Origin of the sequence: Pseudomonas kitaguniensis, assembly GCF_009296165.1 — a bacterium.
Lineage (GTDB): Bacteria > Pseudomonadota > Gammaproteobacteria > Pseudomonadales > Pseudomonadaceae > Aquipseudomonas > Aquipseudomonas kitaguniensis.
The window spans coordinates 1-23,796 of the sequence record NZ_VUAZ01000050.1 but is presented as its reverse complement, the minus strand read 5'-3'; the positions used below and the strand labels follow the sequence as shown (position 1 = coordinate 23,796).

Annotated in this window: 18 protein-coding genes and 1 pseudogene; 12 read left to right on the top strand and 7 right to left on the bottom strand. The window is 59.7% G+C overall.

The window, feature by feature from the left end; genetic code table 11:
* Window positions 1-94: 94 nt before the first annotated feature.
* The gene (locus tag F0169_RS09525; protein ID WP_152746347.1) at window positions 95-880 is read right to left on the bottom strand and encodes a sulfite exporter TauE/SafE family protein; all 786 of its coding nucleotides are present in this window, start codon (window positions 878-880) and stop codon (window positions 95-97) included.
* A 91-nt stretch (window positions 881-971) separates the two neighbouring features.
* Window positions 972-1,742: a class I SAM-dependent methyltransferase gene (locus F0169_RS09520; protein WP_099237313.1), complete on the bottom strand. Its 771-nt coding sequence runs from the start codon at window positions 1,740-1,742 to the stop codon at window positions 972-974.
* A gap of 138 nt (window positions 1,743-1,880) precedes the next feature.
* On the opposite strand from F0169_RS09520, the gene F0169_RS09515 reads away from it, so the two are divergent.
* From F0169_RS09515 to F0169_RS09505, 3 genes are all read left to right on the top strand, one after another.
* Window positions 1,881-2,402 carry a DUF3455 domain-containing protein gene (locus tag F0169_RS09515; protein WP_152746346.1) on the top strand — a complete coding sequence of 174 codons (522 nt, stop codon included), beginning with the start codon at window positions 1,881-1,883 and terminating at the stop codon, window positions 2,400-2,402.
* A 96-nt stretch (window positions 2,403-2,498) separates the two neighbouring features.
* Window positions 2,499-3,017: a sigma-70 family RNA polymerase sigma factor gene (locus tag F0169_RS09510; RefSeq protein WP_058413375.1), complete on the top strand. Its 519-nt coding sequence runs from the start codon at window positions 2,499-2,501 to the stop codon at window positions 3,015-3,017.
* Window positions 3,014-3,688 (top strand): anti-sigma factor, encoded by a 675-nt coding sequence (locus F0169_RS09505; protein WP_152746345.1) that lies wholly within the window; start codon window positions 3,014-3,016, stop codon window positions 3,686-3,688. The genes F0169_RS09510 and F0169_RS09505 overlap by 4 nt, the downstream gene beginning before the upstream one ends.
* Here the strand turns inward: F0169_RS09505 and F0169_RS09500 are convergent, their stop codons facing one another.
* Both F0169_RS09500 and F0169_RS09495 read right to left on the bottom strand, forming a co-directional pair.
* Window positions 3,689-4,990 carry an ATP-binding protein gene (locus F0169_RS09500; RefSeq protein WP_152746344.1) on the bottom strand — a complete coding sequence of 434 codons (1,302 nt, stop codon included), beginning with the start codon at window positions 4,988-4,990 and terminating at the stop codon, window positions 3,689-3,691. It lies immediately after the preceding gene.
* Between the two features lie 3 nt (window positions 4,991-4,993).
* The gene (locus F0169_RS09495; RefSeq protein ID WP_058413362.1) at window positions 4,994-5,695 is read right to left on the bottom strand and encodes a response regulator; all 702 of its coding nucleotides are present in this window, start codon (window positions 5,693-5,695) and stop codon (window positions 4,994-4,996) included.
* 185 nt (window positions 5,696-5,880) lie between these two features.
* On the opposite strand from F0169_RS09495, the gene F0169_RS09490 reads away from it, so the two are divergent.
* From F0169_RS09490 to F0169_RS09475, 4 genes are all read left to right on the top strand, one after another.
* Window positions 5,881-7,035 carry an efflux RND transporter periplasmic adaptor subunit gene (locus F0169_RS09490; RefSeq protein WP_152746343.1) on the top strand — a complete coding sequence of 385 codons (1,155 nt, stop codon included), beginning with the start codon at window positions 5,881-5,883 and terminating at the stop codon, window positions 7,033-7,035.
* Window positions 7,036-7,041: 6 nt separating this feature from the next.
* Window positions 7,042-10,128, top strand: coding sequence for an efflux RND transporter permease subunit (locus F0169_RS09485; RefSeq protein ID WP_152746342.1), 3,087 nt, complete (start codon window positions 7,042-7,044; stop codon window positions 10,126-10,128).
* 123 nt (window positions 10,129-10,251) lie between these two features.
* Entirely contained in the window at window positions 10,252-10,893 is a 642-nt protein-coding gene (locus F0169_RS09480; protein WP_152746341.1) for a DUF1345 domain-containing protein, read from the top strand.
* 285 nt (window positions 10,894-11,178) lie between these two features.
* The gene (locus F0169_RS09475) at window positions 11,179-11,601 is read left to right on the top strand and encodes a hypothetical protein (protein WP_058413366.1); all 423 of its coding nucleotides are present in this window, start codon (window positions 11,179-11,181) and stop codon (window positions 11,599-11,601) included.
* Window positions 11,602-11,666: 65 nt separating this feature from the next.
* Here the strand turns inward: F0169_RS09475 and F0169_RS09470 are convergent, their stop codons facing one another.
* The 3 genes from F0169_RS09470 to F0169_RS09460 all read right to left on the bottom strand — a co-directional run bounded on the left by F0169_RS09470 (window position 11,667) and on the right by F0169_RS09460 (window position 18,376).
* Complete coding sequence (locus F0169_RS09470; protein ID WP_152746340.1) at window positions 11,667-13,931, bottom strand: autotransporter outer membrane beta-barrel domain-containing protein; 2,265 nt, start codon at window positions 13,929-13,931, stop codon at window positions 11,667-11,669.
* A gap of 255 nt (window positions 13,932-14,186) precedes the next feature.
* Window positions 14,187-16,226: a hypothetical protein gene (locus F0169_RS09465; protein WP_152746339.1), complete on the bottom strand. Its 2,040-nt coding sequence runs from the start codon at window positions 16,224-16,226 to the stop codon at window positions 14,187-14,189.
* Between the two features lie 191 nt (window positions 16,227-16,417).
* Complete coding sequence (locus tag F0169_RS09460; RefSeq protein ID WP_241679085.1) at window positions 16,418-18,376, bottom strand: hypothetical protein; 1,959 nt, start codon at window positions 18,374-18,376, stop codon at window positions 16,418-16,420.
* A gap of 234 nt (window positions 18,377-18,610) precedes the next feature.
* On the opposite strand from F0169_RS09460, the gene F0169_RS09455 reads away from it, so the two are divergent.
* The 5 genes and pseudogenes from F0169_RS09455 to F0169_RS09435 all read left to right on the top strand — a co-directional run bounded on the left by F0169_RS09455 (window position 18,611) and on the right by F0169_RS09435 (window position 23,696).
* Window positions 18,611-19,624: a substrate-binding domain-containing protein gene (locus tag F0169_RS09455; RefSeq protein WP_172979386.1), complete on the top strand. Its 1,014-nt coding sequence runs from the start codon at window positions 18,611-18,613 to the stop codon at window positions 19,622-19,624.
* Window positions 19,625-19,665: 41 nt separating this feature from the next.
* Complete coding sequence (locus F0169_RS09450) at window positions 19,666-20,448, top strand: sugar phosphate isomerase/epimerase family protein (RefSeq protein WP_058413370.1); 783 nt, start codon at window positions 19,666-19,668, stop codon at window positions 20,446-20,448.
* Window positions 20,441-21,381 (top strand): annotated as a pseudogene (locus F0169_RS09445) (sugar kinase). Before F0169_RS09450 ends, F0169_RS09445 begins: the two are co-directional and overlap by 8 nt.
* Window positions 21,382-21,426: 45 nt before the next feature.
* Window positions 21,427-22,722 carry an MFS transporter gene (locus F0169_RS09440; protein ID WP_122251019.1) on the top strand — a complete coding sequence of 432 codons (1,296 nt, stop codon included), beginning with the start codon at window positions 21,427-21,429 and terminating at the stop codon, window positions 22,720-22,722.
* Window positions 22,722-23,696 (top strand): 2-hydroxyacid dehydrogenase, encoded by a 975-nt coding sequence (locus F0169_RS09435; RefSeq protein WP_058413373.1) that lies wholly within the window; start codon window positions 22,722-22,724, stop codon window positions 23,694-23,696. Before F0169_RS09440 ends, F0169_RS09435 begins: the two co-directional genes overlap by 1 nt.
* The last annotated feature ends 100 nt before the right edge of the window (window positions 23,697-23,796 follow it).

Sequence of the window (23,796 nt, the reverse complement as noted above, 5' to 3'; positions counted from 1 at the left end):
GTTCCCTCGCTCTGTGTGGGAATGCAGCCCGTACAAAGGGACGCGGAGCGTCCCAAGCGGCGTTACCACGCGGTGTGAACGATCATTGCCCTACTCAAAACGCCAATTTATACCCAATCGTCATCAACATAATCGCCAGACACGGCCGCAACACAGCGTCCGGGACTTTGCCGGTCATATGGCTGCCGAGGTAAATCCCCGGCAGCGACCCTATCAGCAAAAAGCCCAACAAATGCCAGTCCATATTGCCCATGCCGGCGTGCCCCAGCCCCGCCACCAAGGTCAACGGCACCGCGTGCGCGATCTCCGTGCCGACCAAGCGCCGCGTGGCCAAAAACGGGTACAGAATAAACAACGCCACGGTGCCAAGCGCACCCGCGCCAATCGAGGTCAGCGCGACCATGCTGCCGAGTACAGCGCCGGTCACCACCGTCAGCGCGTTCAGGTTACGCGGGCGCATGTGGTAATCATCGCCGGCATGCCGCTGGGCAAACGCCAACAAGCGCTTCTTGAACAGAATCGCCAGGGCCGTCAGCAGCAACACAAAGCCAAGCGCCTGCTTGATCACCGCGTTCATGGCGCTGGGGTCGGTGTGCAGGCTGGCCAGAAACCACAGGGTCAGCAGCACCGCAGGCACGCTGCCGAGGGTCAGCCAGCCGGTGATGGTCCAGTCGATGTTGTTGTTCTTGCTGTGCACCAGCACGCCGCCCGACTTGGTGATCGCGGCGTACAACAAGTCTGTGCCCACGGCGGTGGCCGGGTTGATGCCGAACCACAAGAGGATCGGGGTCATCAACGAGCCGCCACCGACACCGGTCATGCCCACAATAAAACCAACGATCAGGCCCGCGACTACAAAACCAATATTACCCACATCCATTACAGCTACCCGCGGCCTTATAAATTTCTGGCCGCAGGATAGCGATTTTTCTTATAACCACTTATATCAATATGATCTGACTTTATGCCTTTTAGGCCAGTCGCCGGCACACGTAGGCTTGGGTCTGGTAAGGGAATGCCACGGTTTCGCGCCCTTTCAGGTCGGGATGGGTGTCGATCAATGCCTGCAATTGCGCGGTCACCGTGGCTTTTTCCGCCTCGCTCAGCACGGCGATGAAGCTGACCGAGAGGAAGCGGTCGATGATCACTTCTTGCGGGCTGCCAACGTGGGTGTAGGCAAAGCAGGTCAGTTCAGGCTCGGAAAAGTAGCGTCCGGTAAACGCCTCGCGCCAGTGCCCGCTGTGAAAACGCGGGGTATCGCCCTCGTAAGGGGTGATGATCTGCGTAATCGCGGCGACCCAATCCACCGATTCATCGCGCACGTTCCACACCAGCCCCAAGCGCCCGTCGGGCTTGAGTACGCGGTGGATCTCGGCCAGCGCGGCCTCGGTGGAAAACCAGTGGAACGCCTGCGCGCACACCAGTGCATCGGCGCTGGCGGTTTCCAACGGGATGGATTCGGCCGTGCCGTTTACCAAGCGCACGTCCGGCAACAGTGTTCTAAGCTGCGCGCCCATTGCCTGCACCGGCTCCACGGCAATCAACGTGGGCGCCAGGGTGCTGAGCAAACGGGTGAACTTGCCGGTGCCGGCGCCGAGGTCGACGACCGTCGAGTGCGCGTCAATGTGCAGCGCGTTGTTCAGCCAGCCCGTGAGTTGGCGTGGGTAGCCGGGCCGGCCTTGGGCGTAGGTAACGGCCTGGGCAGAGAAACCTTGTTGAGCAGACGTGTGTACACCAGTCATTGCCAATCTCTCATCGGGTAAAGCGGGGGCACAGTGTGCGCCCCAAAAAGTTTATTTTCTAATCCGTGCATCCAATCGTGCGCGCCGTGGGTAGTACTGACAGTCACCCCGCTGTTTTACTTGAATGGAGAAGCACCCATGAACGCTAAAGCACTGTTCTGCCTGACCGCCCTGCTGGCCGCTGCGCCAAGCGCCTTTGCCCAGACCGGCTTGCCGGACAGCATCAAAGTGCCCGACGGGCACAAGGTGGCGATGGAAACGACCGGCGTCGGCGAAATCACCTACGAGTGCCGCGACAAAGCCAACGCTGCCGGCCAGACCGAATGGACCTTCGTCGGCCCCAAGGCCGTGCTCAATGACCGCAGCGGCAAGGCCGTGGGCACCTACTTCGGCCCACCGGCGACCTGGCAGGCCAACGACGGTTCAAAAATCACCGGCACGCAATTGGCCGTGGCGCCGTCGAGTGCGGGCAACCTGCCCTATCAACTGGTCAAGGCCAACCCGGCCGAAGGCAAGGGCGCGATGAGTGGTGTCAGTTACATCCAGCGCGTCGCGCTTAAAGGCGGCGTGGCGCCGAGCACCGCGTGTACCACCGCCAACAAAGGCAAGCAGGAAGTCGTGAAGTACCAGGCCGACTACATCTTCTGGGCGGCCAACTGAGTAAATTCAGCTATTCTGCTGCGATAGCGCCCCGGCCTTCGGGTCGGGGTATGGATCTTGTTCTTGCGGCGCAAAACCGTGTCCCCAACTGAAAACCTGTTTGATTACGAAGCGTGTTTGCGTGCCTGCGCGCGTGGCGAGCAACGCGCCTTGCGCCAGTTATATGCGCAAGACAGCAGCCGTTTGCTCGGCGTGGCCCTGCGCATCGCCCGCGACAAGGCCCTGGCCGAAGACATCGTGCACGATGCGTTTATCAAGATCTGGCGCGGCGCCGGCAGTTTCGACGCCAGCCGTGGCTCGGCGCGTGGCTGGGTGTTCAGCGTTACCCGGCACCTGGCGCTGAACGCGGTGCGCAACCATTACCGCGAAGTAGCCTTGAGCGAAGAACATGAGCACCTCGCAGCACCTGACGACAGGTTTGAGTTCAGCGCACGCTCCGGGCAGATTTACCACTGTCTGGAACAGCTCGACCCGGCCCGCCGCCGTTGCATCCTTCACGCCTATGTCGACGGCTATTCCCACAGCGAAATCGCACAGAAACTGGACACGCCGCTGGGGACCGTCAAAGCCTGGATCAAACGTAGCCTCGCCGCGCTGCGGGAGTGCATGGCATGAGTAACCCACTTGACGAACTGGCCAGCGAATACGTGCTGGGCACCCTGGCGCCCGAACAGCGCGCCGAGGTCGAACACCGCCTTAAACATGACGTCGCGTTGCGCGCAGCGGTGGACGCCTGGGAACAGCGCCTGCTGCCATTGACCGCGCTGGCCGAGCCGGTGGCGCCCTCCGCTCAGCTGTGGCGGCGCATCGAAGGCAACCTCGCCGGCAAACAGACCGGCCCGGCGTGGTGGAACCTGCTGGCGGTGTGGCGCGGCCTGGCCGGTGCGGGGTTGCTGACCAGCGTGCTACTGGCGGCGTTGCTGCTGACCCGCCCGCCCACTTCTGAGCCGTCTTTTGTGGTGGTGCTGGTGGCACCGCAAAGCCAGGCGCCGGGCTGGGTGATCCAGGCCAGCACTGCGCAGAAAATCCAACTGATTCCACTGGGCGTGATGCACGTTCCGGCCGACAAGGCGCTGCAGTTCTGGACCAAAGGCGATGGCTGGCAAGGCCCGGTTTCGCTGGGGCTGGTAACGCCCGGGCAAACGCTGTCGGTGCCGCTGGACAGGCTGCCGCCGCTCACGCAAAACCAGCTGTTTGAGCTGACCCTGGAAGACCCGAACGGCTCACCGACCGGCAAGCCGACCGGGCCGATTCAGGCCATCGGCCGCGCGGTCAAGGTGCTCTGATCAGCTAACACTGGGCAACCACAGGCGAAACCGCGCCCCGCCCAACGGTGACGCTTGGGCGGTCAAGCTGCCGCCTTGTGCTTCAAGGGCGCGCCGGCTGATCGCCAGGCCGAGGCCGAAGCCACCCGTGGCGCGGTCGCGGCTGCGGTCGAGGCGATAGAACGGTTCAAAAATGCGCTCGCGCTGGTCCAGCGGAATGCCGATGCCGTCGTCGTCCACGCAGATTTCACAGCCTTTGGCGCACACCTTGACGCCCACCTGAATGCGCTGGTCGCAGTAGCGTGTGGCGTTGCGCAGCAGGTTTTGCAAGGCGCGGGCAGTCAGGCGCGGGTCGAGGCTGAAACGCTCCACGGCGCAGTCGAGCGCTACATTGATCACAATGCCGGGGTTTTCCAGCTCGTCATCAACGCTGCCCAACACGCTGTCGATAAACTCGTCGAGCATCACCTCGACGCGCTCCGGCAACTGCGCCGGGTTTTGCAGGCGGCTGTAAGAGAGTAATTCCAGCACCAACTCATCCAGCTCGCGAATATGCGCCACCAGGCTTTGCAGGCGCTCGCGGCTCGCCTGCGGCAAGTCTTCAGACAACGCCAGGGCCAAGCCGAAATCCAGGCGGGTCAAGGGTGTGCGCAGTTCGTGGGACACCGCGTTGAGCAAGTCGCGCTGCTGGTTAAGCAGGTTTTCAACGTCATCGGCCATGGTGTCGAACACCGACGCCAGGCTGCCGATGTTGGAACTGGCCGGAATGCACGTACGCTCGCTAAGGTTGCCCTTGCCGAGTTGCGCGGCGGTGGTTTTCAGGCGCTCCAGGTCACGCCAGTGCGGCCGCAGCCAGATCAACAGGCAGGCCAGCAACGCCGCCACGATCAGTACGTTGATCGCCCAATACAGCACGTTCATGTCCAGCGGGTCGGGCGGTGTCGTCACCTTGACCACAAACTGCGCGTTGATCGGCGAGCTGATTTCTTCCATCCAGCCCCACTCACCCAAGCGCACAACCGGTTTGCCCTGCGCCAGCAACAGCGCCTCTTGCGGCGTGTAGCGTGCGTCCTCGCGCACCAGCAGTTGCACGGTCAGCGGTGCGAAGTCACGCCCCAGTTGTTCGGTGACCTGTGACCAGCGCTCCACCGGCGCCCGCAGGTACTGTTTGACGATGAGTTTTTGCTGGCCGCGCGTTTGCTCGACGTTGTAGTTCATGTAGCGATGTTCGAACGCGTGGATCACGACCGTCGGGATCAAGTAGATCGCCGCGCTGTAGGTGACGATGGTGATCAAGTAAAGGCGTAGCAGTAAACGGTACATGGCTCAGCATTCCCACTCGGAACGGCTGAACAGGTAGCCCTTGCCCCATACTGTCTTGATCTTGCGCGCCTCGCCCGCGTGGTCGTCGAACTTGCGGCGCAGTTTGGAGATGGCCACGTCCACCGAGCGGTCGGTGCCGTTGAATTCGATACCGCGCAGGCGTTGCAGAATTTGGTCGCGGCTGAGCACTTCACCGGCATGCCGGGCCAACACCACCAACAGGTTATATTCACCGCTGGACAGCTCCACCGCCTGCTCGCGCCACGTAACCGTGCGTTCGGACAGGTCGATGCACAGGTTGCCCATGATGATCTGGTCATTCGCCACGTGCGGTTCGGACAAGCTGCTACGGCGCAGCAAGGTGCGCACGCGGGCGAGCAGCACGCGCGGCTCGCAGGGTTTGGTGACATAGTCGTCGGCGCCCATTTCCAGGCCCAGCACCTGATCATGGCTGTCGTCACGCGCGGTCAGCATCAAAATCGGCAAGCAGGCCGAGTCCGCGCGCAGCAGGCGGCACACCTGCAGGCCGTCGAGACCGGGCAGCATCAGGTCGAGAATCACCAGGTCCGGCGGGTTGAGGCGCGCGCGTTCGCGTACGTGGTCGCCACGGCTGAGCACGTTGACGTGGTAGCCATTGCGTTCCAGGTAGCTGGCAATCAGCTCGGAGAGTGCGGCGTCGTCTTCCACCAGGAGGATGTTGGGCATGGTGTTTCCAAAGAATACTGTTAGGGGTTGTTAACAACCTGATGTGTTGCAGGATTGTGCAAGGATATACGCACGCGGCAGACTATGGGCTGCGCCTTACATTTCTTCACAGACCCGTTACAGAGCTTCACAGCACCCTGCAGCCGGAGTCTTTAGGATGCGCCAGTCAATAGTGGGATATAAGCATGTCGAAGAATCTGTTAGCGCCGTTTTGCTTGCTGGCCCTGGCACTCGCCCTGAGCGCGTGTGACAAGTCGGCCGCCGGCGCGCCGTCAACGCCGCCGGCCAAAGTGCGCGTCGAAACCCTGCAAGCCAAGCCGCTGTCCATCACCAGCGAACTGAGCGGGCGCATCGCCGCGCCACGCATCGCGCAAGTGCGCGCGCGGGTTGCCGGCGTGGTGATGCAGCGTGTGTTCAAGGAAGGCCACGACGTAAAACAGGGTGACGTGCTGTTCCGTATCGACCCGGCGCCGTTCAAAGCTGATTTGGACAGCGCGCAGGCCAACCTGAGCAAGGCCCGCGCCAACGCGTTTCAGGCACGCCTGCAAGCGCAGCGCTACAGCCAGTTGGTCGAAAGCAACGCCATCAGCGGCCAGGACTACGACAATGCGCGCGCCGCCGTGCGCCAGACCAACGCCGAAGTCGCCGCCAACCAGGCTGCCGTCGAGCGCGCCAAACTCAACCTCGGCTATGCCACCGTGACCGCGCCGATTTCCGGGCGCATCGGCCGCGCGCTGGTGACCGAGGGCGCGCTGGTCGGCCAGAACGAAGCCACGCCGCTGGCGATCATCCAGCAACTGGACCCTATCCACGCCGACCTCACCCAGTCCACCCGTGAACTGAATGACCTGCGCCGCGCCTTCCGCGCCGGCAGCTTGAAGCAAGTCGGTCAGGACCAGGCCAAGGCCACGCTCATTGAGGACGACGGCAGCCTGTACCCGCTGCCGGGCAAGTTGCTGTTTGCCGACATCAGCGTGGACCCAGGCACCGGGCAAATCACGTTGCGCAGTGAGTTCCCCAACCCGGACCTCGACCTGTTGCCCGGCAGTTTTGTGCGCGTGCGTTTGGAACAGGCCGTGGATAAACAGGGCATCAGCGTGCCGCAGCGTGCCATCACCCGCGACAGCGCCGGCATCCCGATGGTGTTGCTGGTAGATGCCGAGCTTACCGTCAGCCAGCATCCGGTGGAATTGGGCGCGGTGATTGACGACCGCTGGATAGTCAGCAGCGGGCTCAAGCCCGGTGACCGCATTGTCGTCGAAGGCCTGCAACACGCACGCCCCGGTGAAAAAGTTGAAGTGGACGACAGCCCAGCCTCGGGCCAGCCAGTCAAGGAATAACCCGCCATGCCGCAGTTCTTTATTGACCGCCCGATCTTCGCGTGGGTGGTGGCCCTGTTTATCCTGCTGGCCGGCGCGCTCGCCATCCCGCAGTTGCCGGTGGCGCAGTACCCCAACGTCGCGCCGCCGAAGGTAGAAATTTCCGCAACGTACCCCGGCGCCTCGGCGCAGACGCTGGATGAAAGCGTGGTCAGCCTGATCGAGCAAGAGCTCAACGGCGCCGATCACCTGTTGTATTTCGAATCCCAGAGCAGTTTGGGCACGGCGACCATCACCGCCACTTTCCAACCGGGCACCGACCCGGAGATGGCCCAGGTCGATGTGCAAAACCGGCTCAAGGCGGTGGAGCCGCGCTTGCCGCAGGCGGTGACCCAGCAAGGCCTGCACGTGGAGAAAGTCTCCGCCGGGTTTCTGCTGCTGATCACCCTCACGTCCAGCGACGGCAAGCTTGATGACGTAGCGCTCAGCGATTACCTGGCGCGCAACGTGATGAACGAGCTCAAGCGCCTGGACGGTGTCGGCAAGGCGCAGTTGTATGGCTCCGAGCGGGCGATGCGCATTTGGATCGACCCGCAAAAACTGATTGGCTTCAACCTGACGCCCGCCGACGTTAACGCGGCGATTGGCGCGCAGAACGCACAGGTGTCGGCGGGCAGCATCGGTGATTTGCCAGGCACCAAAACCCAGGAAATCACGGCGGCGATTGTGGTAAAAGGCCAACTGTCGACCCCGGCGGAATTTGCCGACATCGTGCTCAAGGCCAACCCTGACGGCTCCACCGTGCGTGTCGGCGATGTGGCGCGGGTGGAAATCGGCAGCCAGGAATACCAGTTCTCCACCCGCCTGAACGGCATGCCGTCGACCGCCGTCAGCGTGCAATTGTCGCCCGGCGCCAACGCGCTGAACACCGCGACGCTGGTGCGGGCGAAGATGGACGAGCTGTCGCGGTACTTCCCGGCCAACGTGGAATACAAGATTCCGTACGACACCTCGCCGTTCGTTAAAGTCTCGATCACCAAAGTCGTTTACACCTTGCTGGAAGCCATGGCGCTGGTGTTTGCGGTGATGTTTCTGTTCTTGCAGAACGTGCGCTACACCTTGATCCCGACGCTGGTGGTGCCGGTGGCGCTAATGGGCACTTTCGCCACCATGCTGTTGCTGGGCTTTTCGATCAACGTGCTGACCATGTTCGGCATGGTGCTGGCCATCGGCATTCTGGTGGACGATGCAATTGTGGTGGTGGAAAACGTCGAGCGCATCATGGCCACCGAGGGTTTGTCGCCCAAAGAGGCCACGCGCAAGGCCATGGGCCAGATCACCGGGGCCATCGTCGGTATCACCCTGGTGTTGGTCGCGGTGTTTTTGCCGATGGCGTTCATGCCGGGTTCGGTGGGGGTGATCTACCAGCAGTTCTCGCTGTCGATGGCCACCTCGATTCTGTTCTCGGCGTTCCTGGCCCTGACCTTGACGCCGGCGCTGTGCGCCACCTTGCTCAAGCCCATCGGCAAGGGTGAGTACCATGCCAAGGGCGGTTTTTTTGGCTGGTTCAATAAACGTTTTGATCAGCTTACCGACCGCTATGAAGGCTGGGTCGCCTATGCGCTCAAGCGCAGCGGCCGTTACCTGTTGATCTACCTGGTGTTGCTGGTGGGCTTGGGGCTGATGTTCAGCCGCCTGCCCTCCTCGTTCCTGCCGGTAGAAGACCAGGGTTACACCATCACCGATATTCAGTTGCCACCGGGCGCGAGCAAAAACCGCACGGTGCAAGTGGTCGAGCAGATCGAGGCGCACAACGCCAAAGAGCCGGGCGTGGGTGATACCACGATGATTCTGGGGTTCAGTTTCTCTGGCTCCGGGCAGAACGCGGCACTGGCGTTTACCACCCTCAAGGATTGGTCGAATCGCAGCAGCAAAGACTCCGCCGCAGCGATTGCCGACCGCGCCAACGCCGCGTTCAGTGAGCTCAAGGATGCGCTTGCCTACGCCGTGCTGCCACCGCCGGTGGACGGCCTGGGGACCTCCAGCGGTTTCGAATTTCGCTTGCAGGACCGCGGTGGCGTCGGCCATGCCGCACTGATGGCGGCGCGCGCTGAACTGCTGGCTAACGCAGCAAAGAGCCCGATCCTCGCCAACGTGCGCGAAAGCGCCCTGGCCGAAGCGCCGCAAGTGCAACTGGACGTCGACCGCAAGCAGGCCAACGCACTCGGCGTGTCGTTTGCCGAGGTGGGCAACGTGCTGTCCTCGGCCATCGGTTCGGCCTACATCAACGACTTCCCCAACCAGGGCCGCATGCAGCGGGTGGTGGTGCAGGCCGAAGGCGACCAGCGCAGCCAGGTGGCGGATTTGCTCAAGATCAACGTGCGCAACACCGCCGGAAACATGGTGCCGTTGTCAGCGTTTGTCGAAGCCAAGTGGACCCAAGGCCCGGCGCAATTGACTCGTTACAATGGCTACCCGGCTATCGCCATCAGCGGCGAAGCGGCGCCGGGGCACAGTACCGGTGAGGCCATGGCGGAGATCCAGCGCCTGGTCGGCCAACTGCCCCCGGGCCTGGGCCAGGAATGGACGGGGTTGTCGTTGCAGGAACGCTTGTCCGGCGCGCAGGCGCCATTGCTGCTCGGCCTGTCGCTGCTGATCGTGTTCCTGTGCCTGGCGGCGCTGTATGAAAGCTGGTCGATTCCGACGTCGGTGTTGCTGGTGGTGCCGCTGGGTGTGCTGGGCGCCGTGCTGGCGGTGACGTTGCGCGGCATGCCGAACGACGTGTTCTTCAAGGTCGGCTTGATCACCATCATCGGCTTGTCGGCGAAGAACGCGATTTTGATCATCGAGTTCGCCAAGGACCTCTATGAACAAGGCGAAGATTTGATCGACGCCACCTTGAAAGCCGCGCGGCTGCGCCTGCGGCCGATCATCATGACCTCGCTCGCGTTTATCCTCGGCGTAGTGCCGTTGGCGATTGCCACCGGTGCCAGCTCCGCAAGCCAGCAAGCCATCGGCACGGGCGTGATCGGCGGGATGATCACCGCAACGCTGGCCGTGGTGTTTGTGCCGGTGTTTTTTGTGGTGGTCATGAAGCTTGTGCGCAAGCGGTAAGGAAAAGCTGCAAGCGGCAAGCTACAAGCTGCAAGGAAAAGCAGGTTTGCTTTTGACTTGTAGCTTGTAGCTTGCGGCTGCGCCCCCTATCGTGCTCACAACTTCCGCAGATTTGTGAGCGCCATGGCCTTCCTCGCCCGCACCCACCCTCGCCTTTCATCCGCCGCCGTACTGGGCCTTGCCGTGGGCATCCTGGCACCGGCGGATACACTCATCAGCAAAATCCTCATCGGCTGGAACGCCGGGGTCTGGATTTATCTGCTGCTGATGCTGTGGCTGACCAGCCGCTCGCAGGCCGACGACGTAAAACGCATCGCCGAAATCGAAGATGAAAACGCCGGGCTGGTGCTGTTCATGGTGTGCATTGCGGCAATTGCGAGCCTTGCGACCATCACGGTAAACCTGGTGGGCAGCAAAGACCTGGACAGCACAGCACGCCTGCTGCACTACGGGTTTACCGGCATGACGGTGATCGGCTCATGGTTGCTGACCGGGGTGATTTTCAGCGTGCATTACGCGCGGCTTTTTTACACGTGGGAAGGCGACGAGCCGGCGCTGCGGTTTGCCGATGATTTGCGCAACCCCAATTACTGGGACTTCCTGTATTTCTCGTTCACCATCGGCGTGGCGGTGCAAACCGCTGATGTGGGTGTTGCCACGCGCAGCATGCGTAAAGTGGTGCTGGGCCAATCATTGATCGGTTTTCTATTCAATACCGCTATTCTGGGCTTCTCGATCAATATCGCGGCGGGCCTGTTTAGTTGAGCCTGGCGAGCTTATATAAAAACGCTATTAAAAATCCTTTTTTAGACTGTCAACTCTGACAGTAGACATTCCTGCGTGAATGCATTTAATAGCAGAAGTCATTTAAGCATGACGTTTCACAGTTTTAGTTTAACGACCCGCACCGGCCGCTAAAAAGACAAGCAGGCATTTGTAAACTGTGACTTTTGACAGTTACATAAAATTTGCTTTTGCCGCTTGATAGAGAGCGTCAGAAGCATCAGGGCTTCTGGGTTTTGCACACACATCAGAGATGGAGAGGCGATCATGTCAGCACAACTGAAATTGGCAACTGATATCCCGAAAACCCGCGACGCATCTGGCGATGTCAACGGAAAGATTGGTGACCACATTTTTAAAACCGATAGCGGAAAATGGAACGTCCATGACAACACTATTGAGGTGTATCTGATTGATAAACATGACGACGGCAGCGTGGCAGAAGAGGTGTTCATCCAATTTTCAAGCGACGTCGAACACAACAAGGAACTGAAGCTGCAGCCCCAGAGGTCTCCACTGGCCTGGGTTTCCTTCAAGGCCTCTAAACCGCCCCGGGTCGTCCAGTGCATCGAGGCAACCCTGTTTATTGAAACGCTGTCACTCAGCCCTTTTGAAGTAAAAGGCCAACTCCGTGGCACCACGGATGAAGCTGATCAGCCGGTCGACATCAGTTTTCACCTGAAACAATAATTAATTGCCAGCGCAAAAAAAGCCCTGATCTTTCGATCAGGGCTTTTTTATGTCTACTGCGCTATTTAGAAGGAATAACGTACGCCAACGTTGGCACCCAGCACCTGGTCAATTTTATCGCTGGTACTGGTCTCAAGGTCGGCATGCATTTGCAGGTTCTGCGACAGCTTCACCGCCAGGCCGGCACCAAACTTGGCGCGCGAGCCCGACAAGTCATTATTGAAGGTCTGGTTGTTGACCGACACCTTGTTATTGTTGGCAAACTCGTGCACAAGCGCCGCACGCAGGTAAGGCTGAACAATCGCGCCACTGTCGAGCTGGATGTCACGCCCAACCGTTGCACCGGCTTCGCCGACCCGTGAACGGGTGCGTTCGCCTTCCACTTGCAGGCCATTTTTCAGGCTGTAAGTACCGCCCTGCACCACGATTGTCGACACGCGAGCATACGGTTCAACATACCAGCCATCGTCGAGTTTGATATTGCGACCGAACTCCGCCGAGAGGCCGCCGCCCACGTTGTTATAGTTACCTTTGGTCGTGTTGTTATCGCTGAGTGCTACCTTGGCTTCGTTCTGGAAACGGTTGGCCTTGGCGACCGCATCAAAGTAGAAACCGCTTTCCTGGTCCATCCAGGTTGCATAAGCGCCCACGAAGTAACTCTTGATCGTGCCGGAAGAGCCGCGAGCCAGGTTAAGGTCGGACGTACTGTGGCCGGCCATTACGCCCACCAGCCATTGGCTGTCTGCCAACGGCATGTCGGCACCGATGGAGAAACCACGCTGGTTCTGCGTATAAGCCGTGCCGGAATTTTCAGACACGTTGTATTTATTACCGAAACCACGGATCCACAGACCCGCCTGGCCAGGCTCGAACCGCAACTCACCCATACGCGCACGCAACGACGCTTCTTCGCCGTACATCACGGTCGGCGCGGTGTTGAACAGGGCCGTGACCACGCGAGTGCTGCGGCTTCTTACGCGTGTTTCCGGATCGAGGTACCAATCGGTACCTTCTTTTTTCAGATCGTAAGCAAAGGCACCTGCGTCGACCGGGCCATTCACCAGGGAGAACTGCGCATCACCGCCGCCCGTATGAACCACGCGAATCTGATCGGGGTTAACCGGCTCAGCGCCGCTGGCAGACAGCAACACGCCATGATTACCCGTAGCTTCACCGGTAACATTGATGAAATCGGCCTTGCCTTGCGCAAAATCGGCGCCCATGACAAACGTACCATCACCGGCAAGCGTATTAAGGTTCAGTTGATAGAACGCATCCGCAGCGCCCATGGTGACCGTACCACCGGTCATGTTCAGCACACTGACCTGGCTGTCGCCGGTCATGGTCCAATTGGACGCGTTGCCCACGCTCAAGCTGGAGACATTCTGCAACTGGCCAGTCAACTCGGCGTTGTTTTGCAGCGTCAAATGGGCGGTGCTGGTGCCGTCGGCAATTACGTTTCCGGTCAAGCGGCTGTTATCAACAATCATCGCCGCCGAACCGCCGCCCGAGACCGTCAGCAGATTACCGTCGCCGCCCGTCAGCGTGGAGCCGTTGCGCACCTCTATCGCCACCACAGGGGCTCGACCTTGCGTGCCCCTGACCGAGATGGCGGAACCGGTTTTACCCTCTACGACGGATTGATCCAATACCAACTTGCTGTCAGTGGTATCAAAACGGCCACGGGTGAACGACACTCCGTTGCCCTGGCCGACGATAGTACTTTGGCTGGCCGTGGCCGTAGCACCTTGCAAGGCAAGACCAGCGCTGCCAGCACCGGTACCTTGTACGAGGGTGTTTTGCTTGAAGTTCAACACGCTGCCGTTGGTGGCTTCTGCACCGCCGCCGGACCCGCTGATGACACTGTTGCTCGCCTCTACAGACGAGCCGTTCGCAGTACCCGCAGCACCCAGTGCCTGCAGGCCTACTCCGTGACCGTTGGTGACAGTGCTGTCTTTGATAACGGCCGCACTTTGTTCCAGACGCAAGGCGCCGAACAGCGGGTTGTTCGAGGACACTTTCGATGCGTTGATATTAACGGTGGAACCCGCAGTTGCACGAATATCACTGGCCAGACTGCCGCGGTTCATGTTCAACGCAGAGTCAGTCAGTGTAATGGTTGTTGCGGTTGCGCTGTTCATGTCCAGGGTGGACGTATTGAATAATTGCCAATCCGTAGATTGCTCAGTGGCGTTGATAGTTTTTTGCTCACCGTTCAACTGAGCCGCTTGCGCGTGCCCCTGCATCGCCGCAAACAGACAGAATGTAATGGTGGGGACTTTCATCATCGCACTTAATGGTTTGAGTTCGAATGTATTCAGTGGCGACATGCTCAATCACTCTTCAGGTGAGGCCTACGAAAACGGTTCGGCCACTCTGTGGGAGTGAAGCCTTACCTGTGAGGCGCACAGATTAAGGAGTAAACATCCGACATTCTGTAGGAATAATCCCTAAAGCTCCTGGTAAAAAACTGTGTATACCGTGGTCTATTAAGCAGAATATTGTCAGTGACTTCCGCCTCCCTCTAAAAGAGGGAGGCGTCGTCATAACGGCCGTTTAATTAAGCGCCGTTTCAAGGTGCTGAGTTATGGCGTGAGTGGGCTAAAGTCGCAAAACGAATTCGACAAGGCCGCGCGTGAGTTCACGCTGGCATTACCGCGCCCACTGATATTGCCGCTAATCCGAGCGATGCTGGTGGCCTCCACGCGTCCCAATCGACCGATCTTGAGTAAATCGAATGGCACGATAAACGTGAAACCACTGGCGACAACCGCTGGCGTAATGGTTTGAGTGAAAGTCCGAGTCTCGTCGGCTGTCGGAACCCCGGTACGCGGAGCGAATACCCGAACACTCAAGGTCAGCGTCGCCCCCAGCACAAGCCGCGCGTCCGCTGGCACGAAGATCCTCCCGTCGTAGTCAGCCGGGGTCACTTGCGGCCTTGGCCCGAACGAATCGCAGTTCCATATGGTGCTCGGGCCGCTGCCAAGCACACGTACAAACTGCGGCGGTGCCAGGGTAATCGTCACCACATCGGTCACAGTGATCGGTGTATCCGGCGCTCTATTGAGGTTGTCGGCGGGCGCAGGCGTTGCCGACGGTGCAACAAAGTAATGAATGTTCTGGGGACCGTTAAACTTGATTAAGTTAGAGGCCCAGGGGATTGTAAAGCTGATCGTGTCACCGGGAAGTTGAACGGTGATTTCAAAAGGCGGCAGAACGGCGATGCCGTCGTCTCCTACAACGTGAATCCACTGCCCAGGCGCCGGCAAATCGGCGGCGGTCCACAGTACGATCTGCACCGTAATAGGTTTATTGGCATGCTCGGCTGTCAGCACATCCGGCACCAGCGAACCTTCGCCAAAGATATGCGCTTGGTTCAGCGCAGGGTTACGGCTGCCAGGCAGTCCCGGGTTTTCCGGCCCCGTCACGCTCAAGTCGACGTTGATCGTTTTGATCAGAGAATCGAAGGTCTCACCGTTTCGTACAATGCGATATTGTACGGCAGTCGGCTGCGGCCCTCTCCTGTTCGCGTAGTCAGCAATGATCAAAGGGTTAAGCGCGCCTCCCGAATAGATTAACGGAAAGTTCGTGAACGTCGAAGATACCGCCGTGAACGGTTGTACGCCCCATTTCAACTGAATTTGATCCAGGGTTGGCTGATGGTTCAAGTAAGTTCGAACATGCGCCTCGATAACGGCAAGATAGTCAGCAATATTGAGCAGGTTATCGAGACTGCCACCTTCCGGTGCCGGTGCCAAAGGAATGAAAATTTCCCGTTGCTCCGGCGCAGGCAACAACGCCACCAGGAAGTTGCTGACGACTGATGGCCGACTGACGTTCCCCGCAGCATCGGTGATGGTGTAGAACAAATTCCAGTTGCCACTGCCGGCGACTGCGCTTGCAGGCACCGTAAACGTGTTGCCGGTTTGCAGCATCAACCGTGGCGGGACTGTCGCACCCACCTCAACGGCTGGCAGTGGGATCAGGCCTTGGCTCCAGTAATACCGGAGAGTATCGCCGAGTTCCCATTGCCCGCTCGGCAGCGGGTAGGCGTTGTCGGGAATGGTGAAGGGCAGCCCGCCGTCGGCGTTAATGATCGTTTGGGTAAGCGGCGCACCCACCGGTAGAGTGCCCGTGTATACCGAGACAGGTGGCACATCACGAGTGATCAAACTGGCGTATGGCGCAATCCTGTCAACTTTGAAAGGCGTGCCTGCCGAAAACTCCAGCGCGTCGCTGGGTCTTTCTGCTCCCGTGTCATCAAACGAATTCACGTACAGCAGGTGCCGGAGCTGAAATTGACCATGCACGAACCCTCCCGCACCTAGCGGGGCCGGAATAGCTATGTCAATAGAGTTGCCGGCAGCCGGGAGCGTGAACTGGATTGGGCCATGTATCTTAATCCAGTTGGGGAGCGGCTTGGTGAGGTCTTGTTGTTGAACCTCGATCCAGTCACCATCGTCTGATACCGCACCCAAGGGGCACGTCAGGGTTATACCCACCCCGGCGGTCGCGGCTGAAATAAGGCCCGTCAATGGGTTCAATGCCTCTACGATGCTGGTCGGTTCCAGTGTCACCGGGCCGGCAAGTAGTGCCGCAGCTCTTGCAGATATTTTGGTGCTCATTTCATAGTCTCCATCACGATTTGATATAAATGCCGAACAAACACATAGCGTCAACATGCGTTAAGTCTTGTTGACCCTTGAGAGCCTTACTTCTTTCTGCGCCCACCAACTAACGTGTTGACGGTGAAGAAATCATTCATGGATACCGTGCACCCCACTCGGCGCGCCGGCGGTTTAACGTCGACCAGCGCTTACTTGTGTTCAGGGCCGATGCCGTTCGGGCCGCAGTAGTTGCCCGTTGAAAACTTACGGTCAATTTGCACATAAGCAACGGCTGACGCGCCCAGCGGAATGCCGTTTCGCGACACGCTGTAACGCGCCGAGCCACCGGCAAAGTCACTCAACGGCCGGATTAGATTTTCATAATCATCTACCCAGAAACTATGGATCGCATCGGCCGCGCCCCATGTATAGCTGAAGGTTTGCGCCGTTGAAGCAATCGGATTACGGTCCGGATAATTTAAATACCCCTGCCACGTTAAGACGACCACGTCTCCCGCCCGCAATGTATTCGGCGCCGGGTTAACCGCTACTTCAATGCCTTGCCATATCGGCGGCTGCGTCTTGCAATTAAGAAACTTGTTAGGGTGTTGTAACGTCTGAGGGAAACTCGGCCGCACATAGTTAACAGGTGGTACCAGGCTGACAAAAACTATCTGGTCAGGCGATAACTGTTGGTTGACGCCATTGTCTGTCTGATAATTAACAAGGGTTGTCGCATTACTGCCGCCAGCCTGAATGACCGCCCACGCAATCGCGTTATCAAAGTCAACAACATCCCCGGCCACATCACCGGCCTTGACCCGATAGGTCGCTACCGGCGCCGCTTGGCCCGGCCAGAAAAGCAACGCCCGCTCGCCAAGTACGGGGTTGTCGAACAGCGTAAATGAAGCCCTTACAGGCTGGTTGGCATCGCGGTTGTCCAAGCGATTGGGAACCGGCGAAATCGCGCCATGGATATTCACCAGGGCTAATTGGCGGTTCAACAGTGCAGGCGCCTGAGGGTTTTCCTGGCCCGCGATCGTCATGTCCACCGTGACCCGTTTCACAGGGGAGCCTACCCCCGGGCCCAGCGTATCCCCGGCACGCAGAATAAAGTAGCGCACCGGCAGGTCAATAATGCGGCGTAAATTCGCGCCTTTGGCAATCAACACCGTCCACGCCACAGGCACAGTGCGCGGCAACGCGTTTACAGGCACCGCCGCAAGCTTGATGCCGTCCCACTCAACCACACACTGGTCACCCGGCAGCGGGTTGTCGTATTGACGCACCCTGACCGAAACAATGTTGCGCGCGTCTTCCCGATTAACCAGCAGGTCCGAGTCATAGGCCGGAACTTCGGGTATCGACAAATTGGCAGGCGGAGCATTCAGGAGCAACTGGGTACTCGCGACCAACGAGTACTGAGGAGAGACATTGCCGGCACGGTCACGTATTCGATAAAAGAAATAGAGTGTGGGCGAGCCGGCAAACTTGCGAATTTCCGCGACTGGAATATTCACCCGCATTGGCCCGCTGATGGCCGCAAATGCTTGCACTGGAAATGCCGGGCGTGTGGGCAGCGCGTCTTTCGCACTTAAATAGCCTAATATCGTGTCGCCGACTTTTCGATCAAGGTAATCGCCGGGCACTTCGACGCCGATTGTTGTGTTACTGCTTAAATCGAACTCCGTAACAGGGTCCAGCAGAAATTTGGCCGCTTTCAGCACTTGGCCGCCGCCTGGCGCGACCCGGTCGATGATAATCGTCGTGGTGAGCGAACGCTCGAACACTTCGCTGTCTTGAAACAGGTTATTGACTCGATAAGAGAGGTTCACCACCGCATTGTTTTGAAAATACGACTGAGGAATTTTTACTTCAAGCGGAAATTTATCCGCGGTGATAGGCCCGCGTAACTCTATTGGCTCAAGGTCAAACGCGACGCTTCCCTTAACCTGCCATGTAAACGTCACCCAGTCGCTCTCGCCAACGCCAGGCAACTGTCGCCACGGTTCCATTAACTTGACGGCCAGGTCGGCAAACAGAAACTGTATCGGGATCAACCCATCTGGCAGTGCATCCTCTATCTGCGGCGCGGGCAACGTCGGCGCTGCCGACACACTGGCAGCTCTAATATTGCTGTTGGTAGTATCCCCTGAAGCGTTCCCCATGTTCTTCTCCGCCGCGTTTGTGCATCGCTGTAAAGAACTACGTTAGGAAAGATTGAATACCCAACGCCGCTCTTCGGATACTGTCAGAACTAACAGGTAGCGCCTCCACTCGTCGGGCTGAGCCGGCGCTGATCGCACAGTTGCACCGAAATACACTTGACTTGCTTTCGTCGTTGAGGCTTCCTGAAACCGGTTTCAACGCTCAACAACATCCAATAAGAAAGGCCTGCTACCGTGACTCCTTTTTCCGCCGCCCAGCGCAGCCGCGTGACCATGCTTGACGTAGCCGAGCTTGCCGGCGTGTCCAAAGCCAGCGTGTCGCGCTTTATCGGCGATGACCGCGCCCTGCTCTCCGACGCCATTGCCTTGCGCATCGAGCAGGCGATCAGCGAACTGGGCTATCGCCCCAACCAGATGGCCCGCGGTTTGAAACGCGGCCGCACGCGCTTGATCGGCATGTTGGTGGCGGACATACGTAACCCCTACTCCATTGCCGTGATGCACGGCGTCGAAACCGCCTGCCGCCAACATGGCTACAGCCTGGTGGTGTGCAACACCGACCGCGATGACGATCAGGAGCGCCAGCATTTGGCGGCGCTGCGCTCGTACAACATCGAAGGGCTGATCGTGAATACGCTTGGCCATCACCTGGATCAACTGCTCGAACTGCAGCAAGAAATGCCGCTGGTGCTGATCGACCGCAAAGTCGAGCCGCTGCACAGCGACCTGGTGGGCCTGGATAACCCGGCGGCCGTGCGCATGGCGGTCGAGCACCTGCAGCAGCAGGGTTATCGCGACGTATTGCTGGTCAGCGAAGCCGCCGATGGCACCAGTTCACGCCTGGAGCGCCAAGTCAGCTTCGAGGCAGAGATTGCCGCGCGTCCGGGGTTGACCGGCGCAGTGCTTGAACTGAATGACGACCTGGAAAACCGCTTGCAGCGTTTCCTCGCCAAGCCCGGCCCCAAGGCAGTGTTCTGCGCCAATGGCGTCGCCGCGCTGGCCTGTACCCGCGCGCTCAAAACATTGGGCTGCAGCCTGTTTGAAGAGGTCGGCCTGATCGCCCTGGATGACCTCGACTGGTACCCGCTGGTGAGCAACGGCATCACCGCCCTCGCCCAACCGACCGCTGCGATTGGCGCCAGTGCGTTTGACTGCCTGCTCAAACGCCTGCGCGGCGATGACGCGCCGACACGCACCCTGGATTTCCTGCCGCAACTGATTATTCGTGGCTCAACCCAATTCAAATAATTTTTTATAAAAAATGAAACCGGTTTCAGAGGTTAACAACCATGCTTAAATACCCCGTCTCCATCAGCCTTTCCAGTTACGGTGCCGACCTCGTGCGCCAACAGGGCCAATTGAGTTTCGTCACCTTGCTCAGTGCCGCCGGCGCCCAGCGCATCGAGTGGCGTGAAGAACTGCTGACCACCGAACAGCCCGCCGCCCTCGCCCAGGCCGCCGCCGAGCATGGCCTGGAGTCGCTGTATTCCTCGCCGCTGGAACTTTGGGTCGCCGGGCGCGCCCAGCCGAACGCCGAACTCGCCGCCACCCTGGACCGCGCCCAGGCATTCGGCTCGCGCTGGCTGAAAGTCTCGCTCGGCTATTTTACCGACACCAACGACCTGCAAAGCCTGCACGCCCTGCTCAACCGCCACCCGGTCAAGCTGCTGGTGGAAAACGACCAGACCCTGCACGGCGGGCGCATCGAGCCGATGCAACGCTTCTTCAGCGAAGTGGAGCGCGTGGGCTTGCCGCTCAAGATGACGTTCGACATCGGCAACTGGCAGTGGCAAGACCAATCTGCGCTCACTGCCGCCCGCTTGTTGGGCCGGCACGTGGATTACCTGCATTGCAAGGCGGTTGCGCGTCGCCCGGATGGCAAGCTGGTCGCCGTACCGCCTGGCGCCACCGACTTGCATACGTGGAAACAACTGCTCAACCATATGACTCAAGGTATTACCCGGGCCGTGGAGTTCCCGCTGCAAGGCGATGACTTGATCGAGGTCACCGCGCAACAGGTCGCCACCCTCGCCCTTCTTGGCCAACCCCGTGCGGAGAATGCGTATGTCTGAGATCGATATCCTCTCGTTTGGTGAAACCATGGCGATGTTTGTCGCCGAACAGACCGGCGACCTGGCGGCTGTCTCCCAGTTCCACAAACGCATTGCCGGAGCCGACAGCAACGTCGCCATTGGCCTGTCGCGGCTGGGTTTCAAGGTGGCCTGGCTGAGCCGGGTGGGCAACGATTCGCTCGGGCGCTTTGTGGTCGACACGCTGAAAAAAGAGGGCCTGGATTGCCGTCACGTGGCGGTCGACCCGCTGCACCCCACCGGCTTTCAGTTTAAATCGCGCGAAGAAACGGGCGCTGACCCGCAGGTTGAGTATTTCCGCAAAGGCTCGGCGGCCAGCCACTTGTCGATCGCCAGCATCAGCCCCGCGTTGTTGCAAGCGCGGCACCTGCACGCCACCGGTATTCCGCCGGCGTTGTCCGAGGCCACGCACGCGCTGTCGGTAGAGCTGATGACGCAAATGCGCAAGGCCGGGCGCAGTGTGTCGTTCGACCCGAACTTGCGCCCATCGCTGTGGGCCAGCCAGGCGCAAATGATCCGCAGCATCAACGCCCTCGCGGGCCTGGCCGACTGGGTGCTGCCGGGCTTGAGCGAAGGCCGCTTGCTGACTGGTTTCGACGACCCGGCCGACATCGCCGCGTTCTACCTCGACCAGGGCGCCGAAGCCGTGGCGATCAAGCTGGGGCCGGATGGCGCCTATTACCGCACGCACATGGACCAGGGCTTTGTCGCCGCTTTCCCGGTGGAAAAGGTGGTGGACACGGTCGCGCCGGTGATGGTTTTGCCGTCGGCATGATCAGCGCCCTGCTCGAAAACCTAAGCTTCCCCGAGGCGGTACAGCGCGGCAACTGGATCGGCAGCCGCGCCGTGCAAAGCCGCGGAGATATGGAAGGTTTGCCGACCCGCTCGGAGCTGCCCACGCCCTGCGTTGTTTAACCCGTTACCTGTTGCCACAACTACAACAAGCTCAGGAGCCATTCCATGGAAACCGTGAAACTCGCCACCCGCCGTTGGTGGTACATCATGCCCATCGTGTTTATCACCTATAGCCTGGCCTACCTGGACCGCGCCAACTACGGCTTCGCCGCCGCCTCCGGGATGGCCGAAGACCTGATGATCACGCCCGGCATGTCGTCGCTGCTCGGCGCACTGTTCTTTCTTGGCTACTTTTTCTTCCAGGTGCCGGGGGCGATCTACGCGCAAAAGCGCAGCGTTAAAAAGCTGATTTTCGTCAGCCTGATCCTGTGGGGCGGCCTGGCCACCCTGACCGGCGTGGTGTCCAACGCCTACATGTTGATCGCGATTCGTTTCATGCTCGGCGTGGTTGAAGCGGCGGTAATGCCGGCCATGCTGGTGTACCTGTGCCACTGGTTCACGCGGGCCGAACGCTCGCGAGCCAACACGTTCCTTATCCTCGGCAACCCGGTGACCATGCTGTGGATGTCGGTGGTCTCGGGCTACCTGGTGCAGCACTTCAGCTGGCGCTGGATGTTTATCATCGAGGGCATACCGGCAGTGATTTGGGCGTTTATCTGGTGGAAGTATGCCGACGAAAAACCCGCAGACGCCAAATGGCTGAGCGCGCAGCATAAACAAGACCTGGAAAACGCGCTGGCTGCCGAGCAAGTCGGGATCAAGGCGGTGAAGAACTATGCCGACGCCTTCCGCTCACCCAAGGTGATCATTTTGGCGCTGCAGTTTTTTTGCTGGAGCATCGGCGTGTACGGCTTTGTGCTGTGGCTGCCGTCGATCCTCAAAGCCGGTTTGCAGATGGACATGGTCGAAGCCGGCTGGCTGTCGGCGCTGCCATACCTGGCGGCGGTAATCGGCATGCTCGCGGTGTCCTGGGGTTCGGACAAGCTGCAAAAGCGTAAACGCTTTGTGTGGCCGCCGCTGCTGGTTGCGTCCATCGCGTTCTATGCGTCCTACGCGCTGGGCGCCGAACATTTCTGGTGGTCCTACAGCCTGCTGGTGGTTGCCGGCGCCTGCATGTACGCGCCGTATGGCCCGTTCTTCGCGATTGTGCCGGAGATTCTTCCGGCCAACGTCGCCGGCGGTGCCATGGCGCTGATCAACAGCATGGGCGCACTCGGCTCGTTCGGCGGCTCCTACTTGGTGGGTTACCTCAACAGCAGCACCGGCTCGCCCGGCGCTTCGTACCTGCTGATGAGTGGCGCACTGATGGTGGCCGTGGTGCTGACGATTTTCCTCCAGCCTGGCGCCAGCGACCGTGCCCGCGCGCCGCTGCACAGCCTCGAATTAAAGGTAAAAGCCTGATGAAAAAATCTGTGGTGTTGTACAAAAAACTCTCCGCGCCATTAATGGCGCGCCTGCATGCGCACGCCGACGTAACGCTGATCGACGCGCTGGACGAACCCGGCTTGGCCAAGCTGCGTGAAGCCCTGCCCACCGCGCATGGCCTGTTGGGCGCCAGCCTGCGCCTGGATGCCAAGCTGCTCGACCTGGCGCCCAAACTGCAAGCCGTGGCCAGCGTGTCGGTGGGCGTCGACAACTACGACATCGACTACCTGACCCGGCGTGGCATTCTGCTCAGCAACACCCCGGACGTGCTCACCGAAACCACCGCCGACACCGGTTTTGCGCTGATCCTGGCCACCGCACGCCGCGTGGTCGAACTGGCGAACATGGTGCGTGCCGGCCAATGGAACAAGAACATCGGCCCCGCGCATTTTGGCAGTGACGTGCATGGCAAAACCCTGGGCATTATCGGCATGGGCCGCATTGGTGAAGCCCTCGCCCAGCGTGGGCATTTCGGCTTTGGCATGCCGGTGATTTATCACAGCCACTCGCCCAAACCGCGGGTAGAAGAACGCTTCGGCGCGCAATACCGCAGCTTGAACGACTTGCTGCAACAGGCCGATTTTGTCTGCCTGACTTTGCCGCTGACGGCTGAAACCGAAAAGTTGATTGGCGCCGAGCAGTTCGCGCTGATGGGCGCGCAAACCATCTTTATCAATATCTCGCGCGGTAAGGTGGTGGATGAAGCTGCGCTGATCGAGGCGCTGCAGCAAAACATCATTCGTGCGGCGGGGTTGGATGTGTTTGAGCGTGAGCCGTTGAATCACGACTCGCCGTTGTTGCGGTTGAACAATGTGGTGGCCACGCCGCACATGGGTTCGGCGACGCACGAGACGCGTGAAGCGATGGCGCGGTGCGCGGTGGATAACCTGCTGGCGGCGCTGGCTGGGGAGCGGCCGAAGAACCTTGTGAATGTGCAGGTTTGGAAATAGTTTGCTGAGTACATATCCGTTATTTGGGTAACGGCTTATATCGGTTTCGCTCTTACAGCGAGTCACTTTTGATAGAGCGCAAAAGTAACCAAAACGCTCT